Raw genomic sequence first — 15,107 nt, 5'->3', positions numbered from 1 at the left:
TGCGCGGATTTGAAGGCAGGGCAGCTATCGTCGCGGGTGACGGGTGCGTCAGCTGCCGCTCGCTGTTGCGGGACTGAAGATGCGCATTGCGTCAAACCCGTGGGTCGTGCTGGCGACACTGCTCGCGATTTACATCATGAACTATGCCGACCGCTATCTGATCACCGGGCTGATCGGCCCGATCAAGGCGCAGTTCGGCATCGGCGACGCCACGGTCGGCATGTTGATGGGTCCCGCGTTCGTGTTCCTCTATGTAGTGCTGGGCGTTCCCTTCGCGCGCTTGGCGGATCGGACATCGCGGGTTCATATCATCGCGGCGGGGTGCATCCTGTGGAGCGGTGCGACCATCGCAACAGGCATGGCCAGCGGCGCTGTCAGCCTGACTCTGGCGCGGGTCGCCGTGGGCGTGGGGGAGGCGGCGTTCGTCGCACCCGCTTATTCGTTGTTGTCGGATTATTTCCGGCCCGAAAAGCGTGGCCTGGCCTTCGCAATATTGGGGGTGGCGGCCTATGCCGGGCAGATTGCCGGGCAGGCGGGAGGTCCGGCGATCGCGGCCGTATATGATTGGCGCATGGCCTTTTACAGCATGGGCGCCATCGGCCTGTTCCTAGGCGTGGCCGCCCTGTTCCTGATCCGGGAACCGCGACGGAGCAGCACTGGCGCGGAGCAGGTGGTGGTGATGCCGCTTTGGCTGCTGATCCAATGCCTGGCGTGTAACCCGGCTTATATCTTCATGATGTTCGCGTTCGGTTTTGGCGTGCTGTCGGGCGTGTCGTTCGGCTTCTGGGCCCCGGAACTGTTCACGCGCGCCTACGGGCTCGACCCGGTCACGGTGAAGTCGACCTTTGCGTTGAATTTCGGCCTGTCGGGATTGGTGGGCATGCTGCTCTTCGGAACCTTGTCGGATCGGCTTTCCCGGCGCAGTATGAAATGGCCGTCCCGCCTTTCGGCGCTGGCGCTCGGCGCGGCCACCGCCGCGATCCTGCTGGCGAGTTGGGCAGGCAGTTTCGACATGGCACGCCTGGCAGCCATTCCTGCGGGCCTGCTGGGGGGAGGATGGTCGGTGGGTTTCCTCGCCACGCTGCAATATATGCTGCCGCCCCGCATCCGGGCGGCGTCCACGGCGATATTTCTGGCGGTGACGACCCTGATCGGATTCTTCATCGGGCCGTGGGTGACGGGGTGGTTGAGCCAGGCCATGGGCAATGACGCCGCATCGCTCCGCATGGCGTTGACCATCGTCATCCCGTTCGGTTTCCTGTCGGCGCTGCTCGGCTGGGCCGCTGGGGCGCGTGTGGAGCGTGACCGGGCCGCACTGGATGTCGCGCTTTCGATTCGACCTGTCGACCCTTTGCTGGCAAGACCAGCGGCTGAAAGGGGATGAGTAAGGTCTATGAGCGAAACCTTCGTGTTCGACGACACGGATCGCAAGATTGTCGAACAATTGCGGCAAAATGGTCGCGCGACTAATCAGCAGATCGCAGAGTCCCTCAATCTGATCGCTTCCACCGTGTCCACGCGTATCCGGCGGATGGAAGAAGCCGGGATGCTGCGTGTGGTCGCTGTGTCGGACTTTGCGGTCCATGGCTATCACGTCATCATTCATGTGGCCGTCCAGGTCAGCGGGCGGCCCGCGTTGGACGTTGCGGAAGATCTGGCGGAATTCCCCGAAGTCTTTGCCGCACACCTTGTCACCGGCAGCTATGAAATAAGCCTGCTGCTGACGCTGCGTGACATTGATGAGCTGCCGTCCCTGATCACGGATCAATTGTCGAAAGTACCGGGTATAAAGTCGATGATCCCTGCGGTCGGGCTGGATGTCGTTCGCTATGGCCTGGACACCGGCCCGATCGACAGCAGGAGGCTTGCATGAGCAGACCCGATCTGGACGATCTGGATCACCAGCTGATCAGCATATTGGCGCAGGACGCGCGCGTTTCAAATCGCAAGATCGCGAGCGACCTGGGCGTCAATGAAGGCACGGTCCGGGGTCGGATCAAACGGTTGCAGCAGGAAAGGCTGATCGCCTTCACCGCGCTGACCGGCATGAAGCTGGAAAAGGCGACCAACATCGCCTTCATCGCCATTCAGGCCGATGTCGGCCACGTACGCCAGATCGCGCGCAACATAGCGGATATTCCGTTGGTGAAGGCAGTGATGATCACCCTTGGCCCGTTCAACATCATGGCGACCTGCCTCTACGATGATCTGGATGATCTGCATAAGCTGGCGTCCGGCAAGGTGTTGGAGGTCGAAGGGGTTCGGCATGTGGAAACGTCGCTGGTGGTCAGGACGGTCAAGTTCAGCAACAGGGTTGTGCGGATCACCGACGCGGAGAGCGGAGGCTGAAAGGGCCCTAATCGAAATACGGAATTCCTACTGGATAAAAATCCGCAAATTGATGCTTGAAGTCATTGTTAAGCTGGTATAGCATAATTTCATCGGTTCATTGATGCGTATTATCGACTATGGTCGGTGGAGGCGGCATCATGACACCCCGTGGGGCGTGGGCCTGATTACCAGCCGGATATGCAAAGGCAGGCGAAAAATGGAATTCGCGTTTTCCGACGAACAAATGATGATTGCAGAGACGGCCGGAGCCTTCTTCGCTGAAAATGCCACCAGTGATCGTACACGCAAGGCGATGGCGACCGACGGCATCGACCGCGCGTTATGGCACGGCTTTTGTCAGGAACTGGGCCTGTCCGGCATCGGCCTTCCCGAAAGCGCCGGGGGTGCGGGGCTGGGCATGGTCGAACTGGCCATCATCGCGCAAGCGGCAGGGGCGCAGGTCGCCGCCCTGCCGATGCTGGGCAGTCTGGCTCAGGCGGCGCAGGCGGTCGCGGCGGGCGGTGGTGAGGCTCAGCAGACGCAATGGCTGCCCCAGTTGATTTCCGGGGAGGCCATCGCCGGCTATTTTCATGACGCCGCGTTGCATGCGGACGGGGACCGGCTGACCGGCGGGTCGCGGTTCGTCACCCATGGAGCCAGCGCCGACCTGTTCGTCGTCACAGACATGCGTCAGGTCTGGCTCGTCCGCGCCGATGCGCCAGGGGTCAGTGTCACGCCGCAGACCAGCATGGACCAGACGCGTCCTCTGGCCCATGTGCGGCTGAACAATGTTCCGGGTGAACGGCTTTCCAATCCGACCGCCGCGCTGGCGGCAGCCCATCGCGCAGCCTTCATCACTGCCGCAGCGGAAGCACTGGGCGGCGCGCAAGCCTGTCTGGACCGCACCGTCGCCTATTCGAAAGAGCGCATCCAGTTTGGCCGCCCCATCGGATCCTTCCAGGCTTATAAGCACCGGCTGGCCGACATGATGGTTGAAATCGAACAGGCGCGATCCGCCGTATACTGGGCTGCCTGCGCCATCGATGAAGGGGCCGACGACGCGGCGATGGCGGTCCACGCCGCCAAATCCTTTGCCACGGACACCTATTTCCGCTGCGCCGGGGACATGATCCAGTTGCACGGCGGCATCGGCTTTACATGGGAACATGATGCGCATCTTTTCTTCAAGCGCGCCCGTTCGCTGCAGACGATGCTGGGCAGCGGCGATTGGCACCGCGAAAGGATTGCTGCGATGATATTGGGAGAAGCGGCATGAAACTGGGCTTTTCACCGCAAGACGAACTGTTCCGGCAGGAATGCGCCGATTGGCTGAACGGCCAGATGGCAGGCGAATTCAGCGATATAAAGGGCGTTACCAAGCTGACCGGCAGCCCGGAACGGCGAAAGGAATGGGAACAGCAGTTGGCCGCCCATCGCTGGTCCTGCATCGGCTGGCCCAGCCAGTGGGGCGGGCGCGACGCGACGCTGGCGCAGCAGGTGATCTTTGCCGAAGAATATGCGCGCGCAGGCGTGCCGGGCCGGGTCAACCATATCGGGGTCGAACTGGCGGGGCCGACCATCCTGACGTTCGGCACGGAGGAGCAGAAGCAGCGTTTCCTGCCCGACATCGCGGCGGGCAAAACCATATTCTGCCAGGGCTTTTCCGAACCCAATGCCGGGTCTGACCTCGCCAGCGTGCGGACCAAGGCGAGGCTGGAAGGTGATGAGTGGGTCGTCAACGGACAGAAGATATGGACCAGCCTGGCCCATATTTCCGACTGGATTTTCGTCATCACCCGCACCGAGGAAGGGTCAAAGGGGCCAAAGGGCCTGACCTTCCTGATGATGCCGATCGACCAGCCGGGCATAGAGATCAGGGGCATTCGCCAGATTAACGGAGATGCGGAATTCAACGAGACCTTCTTTACCGATGCACGATGTCCGGCGGATAGCCTGATAGGCGCAGTGGGCGAGGGGTGGCGCATTGCCATGGGGCTGCTGGCGTTTGAACGCGGCGTGTCCACGCTGGGTCAGCAGATGGGGTTCCGCAATGAACTGGACGAAATCATCGCAGTGGCAAAGGCCAATGGCGCGGCGAATGATCCGTTGATCCGCCAGCGGTTGGCCAAGGCGGAGGTCGGCCTGCGCCTGATGCGCTATGGCGCGCTGCGGATGTTGTCGCAGACGGATCATTCCAGCATGGATGGTGCGGCGCTGACCTACAAGATTCAGTGGGCCAGCTGGCGCCGCAATCTGGGCGAGCTGGCGATGGACGTGTTGGGGCAGGGCGGCGAGATCAGCGACCATGCGGAATATGAATGGGATACGCTGCCAAACCTGTTCCTGTTTTCGCGATCGGACACCATCTATGGCGGCACCAACCAGATCCAGCGCAACCTGATCGCGGAACGCGGCCTGGGCCTGCCTCGTGAGCCGCGCGGGACGGCGTGAGTGGCGGAAGAAGAAGATGCCTTTGAACGGTTGAAGAACTTTCCGCCGCGCGGGCATCATGCGCTGTTGGGCATCTACACCGTTGATAATGGACCCGATTGGGCCGAACTGGCCTGCCCCTTCGCCCCCGGATTCCTGATGGACCTGGAGTCGGGGTTGGTATCGTCCGGCCCGGTCGTGTCGCTCGTCGATGCTGCGGCGGGCGCGGCGATCATAGCGCGGACGCGGCAGTGGCGCCCCATGGCGACGTTGGACCTGCACATTGATTATCTTAGACCGGCCCGCGCGGGACAGGCTCTGCATGCGCGTGCGCATTGCCATCATGTGACGCGAAAGGTCGCATTTACCCGTTGCAGCGTCCATGACGGCGATGCGGATCGGCCAATCGCCTCTGCAACCGCCAGCTTTTTCTTCATGGAAGAGTCATGATCGTTCACACGCCCTATGCACGGATGCTTGGCATTCAGGCCATGGCTGACGAAGCTGGCGTGACGACGCTGATGATGCCCGCGGCCCCTTCATTGGAAGGCCGGGCGGGTTTTCTATATGGCGGGGTCATCGCCAGTCTGCTGGAACTGGCGTGCCTGGAAGCGGTCGCGCGGGAAGCGGGCAAACCCTGGCCCAAGCCCATCAACATGTCGTTCGATTTCCTGCGCGGCGGGTTGATGATCGACAGCTATGCGCAGGCGCGGTTGGTCCGCGTCGGGCGGCAAGTGGTCAATGTCGATGCAACCTGTTGGCAGAAGGATCGTGAAAAGCCGGTCGCTACCGGAAGGATGCACCTGCTGCTCGATTGAGCGGCTTTATCGCTCCACCAGGCTCTTCAAGGATTTGAGATCGCGGTTCACCCATTTGATGTCGGCTGCAAAGCGTTCATCGTCCATGCTTGGCTGGCGAAACAAGGTCAGCATGACTTCCGCGCCATCCCCATTTTCGATGACACGCATGGGAACATGGATTTTGACGCCATCGCCCTGGTCGACATGATGATCCATCACACCGAAACTGTTATGCGGTGAAAAGCCGATGCGGATAGGACCTTCGGGGCCGTCCGCCACCCAATGGTCGCCGTCCTGCCGAAGGCCGGAGTCCACAAGGCCCGACGCCCATTTCGGGAAAAATTCAGGACGCCAGATCATATCGTAAAGCTCTTGCCAATTGCGATTGATCGTAACGCTGAAAGTGCGGGCTGGCAGCATTTCGCTTCTCCTTCGTTCAGCCGTCATGCCATTCGCCCGGCTGCATACCTTCAATCGACCAGTCCCCGATCCGCCACCGCACCAGCCGTAGTGTTGGGTGCCCTACGGCGGCCGTCATCCTGCGCACCTGCCGATTTCTGCCTTCCCTGATGGTCAGTTCGATCCAGCAGTCCGGCACGCTCTTGCGGAACCGCACCGGCGGGTCGCGCGGCCACAGGTCGGGCGGGTCGATGCGTTTCGCCTGCGCGGGCAGGGTCATGCCATCCTTCAAACGGACGCCGCGCCGCAGCTGCTCCAGCGCGCTTTCCTGCGGATCGCCTTCGACCTGCACGAGGTAGGTTTTCGGCGTCTTGTATTTTGGGTCGGCGATCCGCGACTGGAGCCTGCCATCATCGGTGAGCAGGAGCAGGCCTTCGCTATCCAGGTCCAGCCGCCCGGCAGGGTAAACGCCCGGCACGTCGATGAAGGCCGACAATGTGGGGCGCACCGTTTCTGATCGAACGTCGGTGAATTGCGACATCACGCCATAGGGTTTGTTGAACAGGATCAGGCGGGTCATGCTCAATCTTCCTCAATGGCTATGCTGCCCTGATCGATCAGCGCGGCGATCAGGGTCAGGCATGGCGGCTCATTGGCAAGGTCCGGGCTGGCGAGGACATGGTCCTGCGCACAAATCTGCCGGGCAAACGTTGCGGTCTGACCGCAGCAGTCAAAGCTCTGTCCATCGGCGAAGAGGATGACGGCGTCGCCCGAACCGCGAATGAAGGAGAAGCGGCTGGCCGGGTTGCGCAGAATGACGGCGCCTTTGGCCAGCTGTTCGCGCAGATCGTCGGGTTGGACCGGGTCTTCGGGACGCCAGTCCGCCTCGGCATATTTCCGGCTGCTATTATATTCCCCGAACCAACGGGCAAAGCCCTGCGCGTCGAGCAGCTTTTGCGTCATCATCCCGTGCAGCCGGGCGAGCGCGTCCGGTGAAATCTCGCCCGGATTGTCCTGCACATGCAGATCCGGGTCGGCATAGCGGTCGTCGCACTGGATCGTATCGACCAGATGATCGCACCACCCTTCGATCAGTTCGCTTTGGGAAGGCGCGCGAAAACCGATGGAATAGGTCATGCAGTCGTCGCCCACGGCTATGCCGTCATGGGCGTAACCCGGCGGAACATAAAGGATATCGCCCGGTTCCAGGACCCATTCATCGCTTGCCTCGAACGTCGCGAGCAAACGCAGATCGTCATGGGGCAGCAATATGCTCGTCTCATCGCACAGTGGCCCGACCCGCCAGCGGCGCTTGCCCAGTCCCTGCAACAGGAACACGTCATATTGGTCGAAATGCGGTCCTACCCCGCCCTGATCGCTGGCATAGCTGACCATGACATCATCGATCCGCCAATTGGGCACAAAGCGGAACGGGTCGATCAGCGCCGCGACGTCGGGGACGTGATGATCGACCGCCTGGACGAGCAAGGTCCATGGCGTGTCGCCCAATGTGCTGAAACGCTCCGCCGCGAAGGGGCCGTGATCCAGCGCCCAATTGTCGCCCGTCCGCTCGATCAGGCGGGATTCGACATCCTCCTCACAGGCCAGCCCAGCCAGCTCGTCGGGGGCGAGTGGGTTGGTCCACGCCGCCCATGGGTTGCGGATGAGCAGCGGCTTTTTCTGCCAATAATCCCGAAGGAAACGGTCGATATCGAAATTATGAAGTTGCATGAATGCTCGCGAAGCTGACCGGGCCACCCGTGCAGCCGCCAGCGGTCAATGTCAAAGCGGTTGCTGCGCCACGCGGCGCTGCGTCCTGATCAGTCGGACCAGCGTTTCGTCCAGCGTGGACAGGAAACGCGACCGATCCGCCTTGCTGAAGGCGGCAGGCCCGCCGACATTGTCGCCGCCCGCCCGCAGATCAGCCATGATCGCGCGAACCGCGATGGCGTTGCCGATCGATGCGGTGGTGAACGGCTTGCCCGTAGGCGCGATCACCACGCCACTCATTTTCAAGGAACGGTCCGCCAGCAATATGTCGGCGGTTATCACAATCGTGCCGTCCGTCACGCGCTCCGCGATCCAGTCATCCGCAGCGTCGAATCCATCGCCGACCACCGTCCGGCTGATCAGGGGATGGGTGGGAATTCGGATAGGGCTGTTGCTGACCACCATGACAGGCACGTCATGGCGAAGCGCGACCTTGTATATTTCGTCCTTCACCGGACAGGCGTCGGCGTCGACCAGTATCTGGATCATGGGCAAGCGGCGATCAGGCGGTGCCGCATGTCATTGCGCGCCCCGGTCGGTTTGCGCCAGCCGCCGCCCGGTGACCAGGGTTTGGATGATGAACAGCAGGATCAAGATGGTCCCCGCGGTCCCCACGAAAATGTCGAAGCCCGACACCCTGCCAAACAGTCCGGGGCCGGACCCCAGCACCATCATCATCAACGTCAGCGCAATCAGGATCAGCCGCAATTCTGTAGGCCCCGCGGCAAGGTAGGACAGTTTGAATTCGCCAATCACGCGGGCGGACAGATAAGCGTGGATCGACAGCAACAGATAGCCCGCCAGCGCGACCATCGCGATGTCCATGGTCACATAGGGGCTAAGGCCGATACCGGCCAAAATCAGCAACGTCGCAAGCCCATCGCAGCTATGATCGATGAAATAGCCGTAGGATGGGCGTTCGATCCGCCGATAGCGCGCGATGCTGCCGTCCATCGAGTCGCCGAACCATTGGACGAAATAGCCAGCGATGGCGACCAGCAGCCACGCCGGGTTCAGGGCGCTGGCAACATAGCCCAAAAAGATCATGAACGCGCCGACCATGCCCAGAAACGTCAGGCGGTCCGGCGTGACCCAACGAGGCATCCGGCTGCACAGCCAGGTGAGCAATTGGCGTTCCCGCGCGGCGAGCCAGTTTTCCTGAATTCTCGAAAGCGAAGGGGCATTCTGTAATGGCATTGTCATATCATCTTATGAAACGATGAGCGCCGATGAGCAACCTGCGAAATCCTGCCGCCGGGCATGTGGGCGGGCGGGCCGCTATCGAATGAGTGCGCGGTAGGCGGACGGAGAGCGGCCGACCTGCTGTCGGAAAGCGGCGCAAAATGCGGGCGCACCTGAATAGCCCAGGTTCCGCGCTATGTCCGCCAGGGGGCGCCGCTCGTTTCCGCCCAGCAGCGCCTTTGCCCGCCGCATCCTTGCCTGGCGCGTGAATGCGCCCGGCCCGATGCCCATCATGTCGCGAAAGCAGCGCATGAAATGATAACGGCTAAGGCCGCACGATGCTGCCAGCATGTCGACGTCCGGCGGTGGGCCGGGAGCGTCGATCCGTTCCAGCACCCGGCGCAACATGCGCGGCGTCAGGCCGCCCTTGCGACGATGCGCTCGCAACTCTGCCCCCGTCAGATAGCGTCGAAGGTCGATCAGCAAGGTGGCGACCAGCGATTCTGCCAAGCCGGGGCTGTCTGCTTGCGGCTGTTCCGCCTCACTCGCCAGACGCAGCATCGCGTCCTCCATCGCCTGCGACCTGATGTCGAAACAGGCGGCGAGCGCGGCTTGGCCCAGTGGCTCTAAGCCCAGCGCAGGCTCGATCCGCCAGTCTTCAAACCGGCATCGCAGTGTGTGGAACGACCCGCCCGACACGCGCATTTCCATCGGTGTGCCCGCCGGGCGAAAACCCAGCGCGCCGAAACGGATGAAGGGTGAACGCTCATTGCCCGCCAGCCGACCCTCCGACCCGTCCAGCAGGCGCGACAGGCCAAGCGAAAGGATCGCTTGCATTTCCGTGACCACCACCGTTTCGGCTTCTACTTCTGGAAAGGCGCATAGTTCGATCAGTACGCCGGGCAGGGCAATGTGCCCCTGCACCAGGTCCTTGCTCCGTTGCGCGTCGACAATGTGGATCGCCATGATCGGCTCCATTATGAAATCGTGCGGTATATTCATGAATCGTGCGCCAATCCGCAAGGGTCAGATTGGCTGGGTCGGCAGCTTGCTGTAAATTGCGCGGATAAATCAGGAGAGAGAATGTCAAACCACAGCAGCGCCGCTGTGCCGACCGCCGACGATATTTTGCGCGGCGTCGATCTGGCCGGGCGCACCGCTATCGTTACCGGCTCTTCGTCCGGCGTGGGCGTGGCCATCGCGTCTGCTCTGGCCAAGGCGGGGGCGGAGGTCACACTGGCGGTGCGCGATGTCGCGGCTGGCGCGCAGACTGCTGATGCGATCGCTGCCGCGACCGATGGACGCACCCGTCCCAGCGTGGAAGGGGTCGATCTGCTGTCCATGGAATCGGTCCGGGCCTTTGCCGCGCGGTGGAGCGAGCGCCCGATTGACCTGCTGATCAACAATGCCGGCCTTATGGGACCGCCGCTGACCCGCACGAAGGACGGGTTTGAAAGCCAGATGGCGGTCAATTATTTTGCCCCGTTCCTCCTGTCCGAACTGCTGCTGCCCAACCTGGCCGCGCGCAGGGGCCGGGTGGTGATCGTCTCATCCGGCTCGCATCATCTTGCGGAACTGAGGCTGGACGACCTGAATTACGAACGGCGCGCCTATGAAAAGTTCGAAGCCTATGGCCACGCCAAGCTGTGCGCCAACCTGCTGGCCGTGGAATATAGCCGCCGCCATGCACCGCAGGGCGTCACCATGAACGCGTGCACGCCCGGCGGGGTCATGACCAATCTGGGTCGCCATGTCACCTTTCAGGACGCCGTTCGGCTGGGCTGGGTGAATGAGGATGGCACCTTGCCGCAAGGCAGCATGAAGACGGTGGAAGAAGGCGCGGCGACGCCGGTATGGGCCGCTGTCGCACCGGAATTGGCAGGACGGGGCGGCCTGTATCTGGAGGATTGCGCCATTGCGCCGATATGGTCGCCGCCCCTGCCGTCCGGGTGGGGCGTCACCGCCGCCTCGCTCGACCCCGGCAATGCGCGCCGCCTGTGGGATGTTGCCGAACCTCTGATCCTGAAGGAAGTCGCATGAACCATCCTGTCAGCGCTTTCGCCCCGGCCAATGACAATATCATCGCCGAGACCGAACGATGGGAGGCGGAAACGCGCGCGCCCTTCGTCGCGGCGCAGCCGGAACGCCGCGATCCCTTCGTCACCCAGGCGCTCAAATGGCCGATCAAGCCGCTCTACACGCCTGCCGATCTGGACGCGGTGGGTTTCGATTATCTCAAGGATGTCGGCTTTCCGGGAGAATATCCCTTTACCCGATCGACCCGGCCAAACGGCCACCGCTCCGGTTTCTGGACGATGACGCAGGTCACTGGCTTTGGCAAAGGCGAGGACTGGGCGAAGCGGGCGCGCTTCATGTTGGATCAGGGCCTGTCCGGCCTGATCCTGGAATATGATCTTGCCACCACCAATGGCTATGACAGCGACGACCCGATGGTAGAAGGCGAAGTGGGGCGCGCAGGCATGGCGCTCGACAGTCTGGAAGATCTGGAAAACGCGTTCGACTTGCCGTTCGACAAGCTCAAATATCTCATGAGCGTTTGTAACGCGCCGCAGCCGGTGAACCTGGCCATGATCATTGCCGCGCTGGAGAAAAAGGGCGTTGATTCCAAGGATTTCGTTCTTCACATCGTCAACGGCATCCTGATCGAATATACCTGTGTCGGGCGTTACATCTATCCGCCCGAACATGGCCTTCGCATCGCGACCGACGCGATTGAATATATCATTCGCCATCATCCGAACTGGGCGCCCCTGTCCATCATTTCCGCCCAGCTTCAGCCTGCCAAGGCGAACCCGGTGCAGGAGATCGCGTTCAGCCTTGCGATCTGCTGCGCCTATATTGACGCGACGCTGGAACGCGGTTTGGATATCGACACGGTTGCGCCTTACCTCAACCATTTCGTCGTCAATGTGGACATGGATTTCTTCGAAGGCATCTGCAAGCTGCGGGCCTTCCGCAAATGCTGGGCGCGGCTGATGAAGGAACGCTATGGCGCCACCCGGCCCGAAGCGCTCAAGATTCGGCTTATGACGTCGCCAACCACGATCGCGCTCACGCTTCAGCAGCCGCTCAATAATATCGGCCGTCTCGCCATCATGGCGACCGCCTGCGCGCTGGGCGGCGCGGGCGAGAATATGACTACGCCGCTCCATGATGAAGCCCATTCGCTGCCCGCTGAAGAAGCGATCCGGGTCGGCGCGGCGTTGCAGCACATTGTCGCGCATGAAACTGGCGTGGCGGAAACGATCGATCCGCTCGCCGGGTCCTATTATGTCGAAACGCTAACCAAACAGATGGAGGATGCGGCCTTCGTGGAGATGGAAAAGATCTTCGCCATGGGTGGGGCCGTGAAGGCGATCGAGAACGGCTATTTCCAGCGCGCTCTAGGCCGCGAACAATATGAACGGAACAAGGATCTGGAGGAAGGCCGCCGCAAATGGGTGGGCGTCAACCACCTCGTCCTGCCGGAGGAAAAGCGGGAAATCGAAATCTTCCGCCTGAACGATGATATGGAGGAGCAGCAGGTCGAAAAGATCCGGGCGCTTCGTGCCCGGCGCGACCAGCCTGCGGTCGACGCCGCGCTCGACAAGGTGCGCGAAGCGGCGCGCAATGGCGACAATCTGGTCCCTGTGTGTCTGGAAGCGGTGAAGCTCTACGCCACGCACGGCGAACTGTGTAACGCGATGCGCGACGTGTTCGGCGTCCACACTCCCGACAGCCAGCTTGCAGGAGTTTGACGAGATGCAGGAACAGCCAAACCGCCGCCTTCGCGTGCTGCTCGCCAAGCTGGGCATGGACACCCACACTGTCGGCGTCACCATCATCGGCCATGCCCTGCGTGAAGCGGGGATGGAGGTGATCTTCACCGGCCTGAAGCAGACGCCCGAAATGGTCGCCGCCGCCGCCATCCAGGAGGATGTCGACGTGGTGGGCATTTCTACTTTGTCGGCTGGGCACACGCGCAGCTTGCCCAAGCTGGCGCGGCTGCTGCGTGAGCAGGGCGGCGGGGACAAGTTGTTACTGGCAGGTGGCGTCATTCCGCAGGAGGATCAGCCGTTCCTGCAGGAAGCGGGCGTGCACAAGATATTCACCATGGGCGCGGACACGCGCGACATCGTCCAATATCTGGAACAATGGTGGGCCGGGAAACAGGCTTCGGAAGCGGCCTGAACGAATGGACGATATCGCGCAAGGGGTGCTGGACGGCGTCGTCGCCGCTGGTGCGCGCGCCATCCGCTGGCTGGACGATCGCGACCCACGTGGCGCCGATCTTGTGCGAGGCATCTTCCCCGCGACCGGGCGCGCGCAGATCGTTGGCGTCACTGGTCCACCGGGCGCGGGCAAGTCCACGCTGACCGACATGCTGGTGACGGAACTGCGCGGCAGGAGCCTGCGCGTCGGGGTCATCGCCGTCGATCCGTCCAGCCCCTTCACCGGCGGGGCGATTCTGGGCGACCGGGTGCGAATGGCCCGCCACGCGCTCGATCCCGGCGTGTTCATCCGTTCGCTGGGCACGCGCGGGCAAGCGGGCGGATTGTCGCGGTCGACCCATGACGCCTGCCTGGTTCTGGATGCGATGGGATATGACATCGTGATTGTGGAGACCGTCGGCGTCGGGCAGGACGAAATCGACATCGTCAACCTGGCCCACACCACCATCATTGTCGGCGTGCCCGGTTTGGGCGACGAAGTGCAAGCCGTGAAGGCGGGCCTGATGGAAGCGGGTGAGATATTCGTCATCAACAAGGCTGACCGTGACGGCTATCAAGCGACACAGCGCCAATATGAACTGATGCTCCACCTGCGCGAACAGGCGGCGGTGGCGCGGGATGCAGGCTGGTCCACTCCGCTGCTGCGCGCTGTCGCGACCAGTGGCGAAGGTGGCAAGGAAATTGCCGACGCCATCTTCGCGCACCGTGCCGCGTTGGAAGCGCGCGACGGCTTTGCCAGACGATCGGGGTTGCGCGAGCGTGAACAGACGTTGGGCATCCTGCGTGAACGGCTGGCCGCGCGGACGCTGTGCGCAAAGGGTCAGGCCGTGCTGGCGGATGTAGAAGCCCGGCGCATCGACCCTTATACCGCCGCCGGGACCCTGCTGGCGCTGATCGACGGAAAGGATGGCCTTGCATGACCAAGAGCATTTGCGCCCTGGTCCACCGGCCCAATTCCACGCGGGCCGCGTTCCATGCCTATTATGAGGATCGACATGCCCCGCTCGGCGCGCGCCATTTCCCGTTCACGCGCTATGCCCGAAATCACATCGTGGGTGGTGACGTGCCGGACTATGACACCATCAGCGAGTTTTGGGCTGACGACATTGCCGCCGCCGCCGCGCTGATGAATGGCCCGGTGGGTGATATCATGCGAGCTGACGAGGAAAAATTCATGGATCGCAGCCGCATCGCGTCGGCGGGGGTGGAGGAATATGCGCTGTCATCGGGCGAACCCGCCACAGCGGACGGCGCGCGCACCGCTTTCCTGATCGATATTGCGGGCGATCGGGTCGAAGGGTGCGAACATATTTTATCCTGGGCGCGGATGGTCGCTTTGGAAAATGCTGGCATGTCGCTCGACTTCACGAATTCTTGGGGCGATCCACAATTCCCCGCTGCCGCTGTGTTATGGATGCCCGGTCATGTCCAGTTGAGCGACCCTCCAACGGGGGCGACCGTCCGCCGCCTGATCCTGCATCGCGTGGAAACGCCTGCCGCGCAGCTGTTATCTTCAAGATAGGTCGACGCGGATGCGGGAAAGGCGCGTCGCCTGAATGTGCCAGCCGTCGCCCAGCCGCACATAGCTTTCATGATAATGGCCATAACCGTGCATGAACCGGAACGGCAGGACCGATCCTTCCGGCACCCACAGCTTGTCCTCCATGGCCCAGATGCCGGTCGCCTCGTTTGCTGATTGGAACTGGATTTCGGCCATATGACCATGGTGGACGGTGACGACATTTTCCAACATGGCGGACAGGCCCGCGACATAGGCTTCGCTGCCATGGATCAACATCGCGTCGTTGCGTTCACCCGATGAGTCCCGGAAGTCGGCGATCAGGTCCGGGGCAAAGACCGCGCGGTGGCCAGCCCAATCCTTGCTGTCCAAGGTGCGGAAATAACGGGCTTTCAGCGCCTTTATCTCCTGCAGGGCGATCAGCCTGTCGATATCGTTCAGCAT

Annotated in this window: 19 protein-coding genes; 12 read left to right on the top strand and 7 right to left on the bottom strand. The window is 62.1% G+C overall.

Translation table 11 applies throughout. From position 1 onward, the window contains the following. Positions 1-79: 79 nt before the first annotated feature. The 7 genes from ACI3KQ_RS08980 to ACI3KQ_RS08950 all read left to right on the top strand — a co-directional run bounded on the left by ACI3KQ_RS08980 (position 80) and on the right by ACI3KQ_RS08950 (position 5,579). Positions 80-1,384, top strand: a complete 1,305-nt coding sequence (locus ACI3KQ_RS08980; protein ID WP_404956804.1) for a spinster family MFS transporter — start codon at positions 80-82, stop codon at positions 1,382-1,384. A 9-nt stretch (positions 1,385-1,393) separates the two neighbouring features. Then, a complete protein-coding gene (locus ACI3KQ_RS08975) occupies positions 1,394-1,873 on the top strand; it encodes an Lrp/AsnC family transcriptional regulator (protein WP_404956802.1) in 480 nt (159 codons plus the stop codon). Continuing rightward, positions 1,870-2,349 carry an Lrp/AsnC family transcriptional regulator gene (locus ACI3KQ_RS08970; RefSeq protein ID WP_404956801.1) on the top strand — a complete coding sequence of 160 codons (480 nt, stop codon included), beginning with the start codon at positions 1,870-1,872 and terminating at the stop codon, positions 2,347-2,349. The genes ACI3KQ_RS08975 and ACI3KQ_RS08970 overlap by 4 nt, the downstream gene beginning before the upstream one ends. A 199-nt stretch (positions 2,350-2,548) precedes the next feature. Continuing rightward, complete coding sequence (locus ACI3KQ_RS08965; protein WP_404956799.1) at positions 2,549-3,607, top strand: acyl-CoA dehydrogenase family protein; 1,059 nt, start codon at positions 2,549-2,551, stop codon at positions 3,605-3,607. After that, positions 3,604-4,782, top strand: coding sequence for an acyl-CoA dehydrogenase family protein (locus tag ACI3KQ_RS08960; protein WP_404956797.1), 1,179 nt, complete (start codon positions 3,604-3,606; stop codon positions 4,780-4,782). The genes ACI3KQ_RS08965 and ACI3KQ_RS08960 overlap by 4 nt, the downstream gene beginning before the upstream one ends. Next, positions 4,783-5,211, top strand: a complete 429-nt coding sequence (locus ACI3KQ_RS08955; RefSeq protein ID WP_404956795.1) for a PaaI family thioesterase — start codon at positions 4,783-4,785, stop codon at positions 5,209-5,211. It abuts the gene before it with no gap. Further along, complete coding sequence (locus ACI3KQ_RS08950) at positions 5,208-5,579, top strand: PaaI family thioesterase (protein ID WP_404956793.1); 372 nt, start codon at positions 5,208-5,210, stop codon at positions 5,577-5,579. The genes ACI3KQ_RS08955 and ACI3KQ_RS08950 overlap by 4 nt, the downstream gene beginning before the upstream one ends. 6 nt (positions 5,580-5,585) lie before the next feature. On the opposite strand, the gene ACI3KQ_RS08945 is transcribed toward ACI3KQ_RS08950, so the two are convergent. The 6 genes from ACI3KQ_RS08945 to ACI3KQ_RS08920 all read right to left on the bottom strand — a co-directional run bounded on the left by ACI3KQ_RS08945 (position 5,586) and on the right by ACI3KQ_RS08920 (position 9,878). After that, positions 5,586-5,981, bottom strand: coding sequence for a polyketide cyclase (locus ACI3KQ_RS08945; protein ID WP_404956791.1), 396 nt, complete (start codon positions 5,979-5,981; stop codon positions 5,586-5,588). Between the two features lie 16 nt (positions 5,982-5,997). Further along, positions 5,998-6,540 (bottom strand): pseudouridine synthase, encoded by a 543-nt coding sequence (locus ACI3KQ_RS08940; RefSeq protein ID WP_404956789.1) that lies wholly within the window; start codon positions 6,538-6,540, stop codon positions 5,998-6,000. 2 nt (positions 6,541-6,542) lie between these two features. Continuing rightward, the gene (locus ACI3KQ_RS08935) at positions 6,543-7,691 is read right to left on the bottom strand and encodes a JmjC domain-containing protein (RefSeq protein ID WP_404956787.1); all 1,149 of its coding nucleotides are present in this window, start codon (positions 7,689-7,691) and stop codon (positions 6,543-6,545) included. A gap of 51 nt (positions 7,692-7,742) precedes the next feature. Next, positions 7,743-8,219: a YaiI/YqxD family protein gene (locus ACI3KQ_RS08930; protein ID WP_404956785.1), complete on the bottom strand. Its 477-nt coding sequence runs from the start codon at positions 8,217-8,219 to the stop codon at positions 7,743-7,745. Between the two features lie 30 nt (positions 8,220-8,249). Beyond that, positions 8,250-8,933, bottom strand: coding sequence for a CDP-alcohol phosphatidyltransferase family protein (locus ACI3KQ_RS08925; RefSeq protein ID WP_404956783.1), 684 nt, complete (start codon positions 8,931-8,933; stop codon positions 8,250-8,252). A 75-nt stretch (positions 8,934-9,008) separates the two neighbouring features. After that, positions 9,009-9,878 (bottom strand): helix-turn-helix transcriptional regulator, encoded by an 870-nt coding sequence (locus tag ACI3KQ_RS08920; protein WP_404956781.1) that lies wholly within the window; start codon positions 9,876-9,878, stop codon positions 9,009-9,011. Positions 9,879-9,995: 117 nt separating this feature from the next. Here ACI3KQ_RS08920 and ACI3KQ_RS08915 point away from each other — a divergent pair, with 117 nt between their 5' ends. The 5 genes from ACI3KQ_RS08915 to ACI3KQ_RS08895 are packed head-to-tail and all read left to right on the top strand — an operon-like array spanning position 9,996 to position 14,666. Then, positions 9,996-10,952, top strand: coding sequence for an SDR family NAD(P)-dependent oxidoreductase (locus ACI3KQ_RS08915; protein WP_404956779.1), 957 nt, complete (start codon positions 9,996-9,998; stop codon positions 10,950-10,952). Continuing rightward, entirely contained in the window at positions 10,949-12,670 is a 1,722-nt protein-coding gene (locus tag ACI3KQ_RS08910) for a methylmalonyl-CoA mutase family protein (RefSeq protein WP_404956778.1), read from the top strand. Before ACI3KQ_RS08915 ends, ACI3KQ_RS08910 begins: the two co-directional genes overlap by 4 nt. A 4-nt stretch (positions 12,671-12,674) precedes the next feature. After that, positions 12,675-13,103, top strand: coding sequence for a cobalamin B12-binding domain-containing protein (locus ACI3KQ_RS08905; protein ID WP_404956776.1), 429 nt, complete (start codon positions 12,675-12,677; stop codon positions 13,101-13,103). Between the two features lie 4 nt (positions 13,104-13,107). Beyond that, positions 13,108-14,064, top strand: coding sequence for a methylmalonyl Co-A mutase-associated GTPase MeaB (gene meaB / locus ACI3KQ_RS08900; protein WP_404956774.1), 957 nt, complete (start codon positions 13,108-13,110; stop codon positions 14,062-14,064). Then, positions 14,061-14,666, top strand: a complete 606-nt coding sequence (locus ACI3KQ_RS08895; protein ID WP_404956772.1) for an EthD domain-containing protein — start codon at positions 14,061-14,063, stop codon at positions 14,664-14,666. Before meaB ends, ACI3KQ_RS08895 begins: the two co-directional genes overlap by 4 nt. On the opposite strand, the gene ACI3KQ_RS08890 is transcribed toward ACI3KQ_RS08895, so the two are convergent. Then, a complete protein-coding gene (locus tag ACI3KQ_RS08890) occupies positions 14,658-15,107 on the bottom strand; it encodes a nuclear transport factor 2 family protein (RefSeq protein ID WP_404956867.1) in 450 nt (149 codons plus the stop codon). The genes ACI3KQ_RS08895 and ACI3KQ_RS08890 overlap by 9 nt on opposite strands.

This window comes from Sphingobium sp. ZW T5_29 (assembly GCF_044987515.1).
Lineage (GTDB): Bacteria > Pseudomonadota > Alphaproteobacteria > Sphingomonadales > Sphingomonadaceae > Sphingobium.
Note: the sequence above shows the minus strand (reverse complement) of the source record. Positions and strands in the feature narration are given on the sequence as shown.

Bases quoted from the DNA above. Each gene is read 5' to 3' on its own strand.
- ACI3KQ_RS08980 (WP_404956804.1), top strand. From the start codon at position 80: ATGCGCATTGCGTCAAACCCGTGGGTCGTGCTGGCGACACTGCTCGCG.
- ACI3KQ_RS08975 (WP_404956802.1), top strand. From the start codon at position 1,394: ATGAGCGAAACCTTCGTGTTCGACGACACGGATCGCAAGATTGTCGAA.
- ACI3KQ_RS08970 (WP_404956801.1), top strand. From the start codon at position 1,870: ATGAGCAGACCCGATCTGGACGATCTGGATCACCAGCTGATCAGCATA.
- ACI3KQ_RS08965 (WP_404956799.1), top strand. From the start codon at position 2,549: ATGGAATTCGCGTTTTCCGACGAACAAATGATGATTGCAGAGACGGCC.
- ACI3KQ_RS08960 (WP_404956797.1), top strand. From the start codon at position 3,604: ATGAAACTGGGCTTTTCACCGCAAGACGAACTGTTCCGGCAGGAATGC.
- ACI3KQ_RS08950 (WP_404956793.1), top strand. From the start codon at position 5,208: ATGATCGTTCACACGCCCTATGCACGGATGCTTGGCATTCAGGCCATG.
- ACI3KQ_RS08945 (WP_404956791.1), bottom strand. From the start codon at position 5,981: ATGCTGCCAGCCCGCACTTTCAGCGTTACGATCAATCGCAATTGGCAA.
- ACI3KQ_RS08940 (WP_404956789.1), bottom strand. From the start codon at position 6,540: ATGACCCGCCTGATCCTGTTCAACAAACCCTATGGCGTGATGTCGCAA.
- ACI3KQ_RS08935 (WP_404956787.1), bottom strand. From the start codon at position 7,691: ATGCAACTTCATAATTTCGATATCGACCGTTTCCTTCGGGATTATTGG.
- ACI3KQ_RS08930 (WP_404956785.1), bottom strand. From the start codon at position 8,219: ATGATCCAGATACTGGTCGACGCCGACGCCTGTCCGGTGAAGGACGAA.
- ACI3KQ_RS08925 (WP_404956783.1), bottom strand. From the start codon at position 8,933: ATGACAATGCCATTACAGAATGCCCCTTCGCTTTCGAGAATTCAGGAA.
- ACI3KQ_RS08920 (WP_404956781.1), bottom strand. From the start codon at position 9,878: ATGGCGATCCACATTGTCGACGCGCAACGGAGCAAGGACCTGGTGCAG.
- ACI3KQ_RS08915 (WP_404956779.1), top strand. From the start codon at position 9,996: ATGTCAAACCACAGCAGCGCCGCTGTGCCGACCGCCGACGATATTTTG.
- ACI3KQ_RS08910 (WP_404956778.1), top strand. From the start codon at position 10,949: ATGAACCATCCTGTCAGCGCTTTCGCCCCGGCCAATGACAATATCATC.
- ACI3KQ_RS08905 (WP_404956776.1), top strand. From the start codon at position 12,675: ATGCAGGAACAGCCAAACCGCCGCCTTCGCGTGCTGCTCGCCAAGCTG.
- meaB (WP_404956774.1), top strand. From the start codon at position 13,108: ATGGACGATATCGCGCAAGGGGTGCTGGACGGCGTCGTCGCCGCTGGT.
- ACI3KQ_RS08895 (WP_404956772.1), top strand. From the start codon at position 14,061: ATGACCAAGAGCATTTGCGCCCTGGTCCACCGGCCCAATTCCACGCGG.
- ACI3KQ_RS08890 (WP_404956867.1), bottom strand. From the start codon at position 15,107: ATGCTGAACGATATCGACAGGCTGATCGCCCTGCAGGAGATAAAGGCG.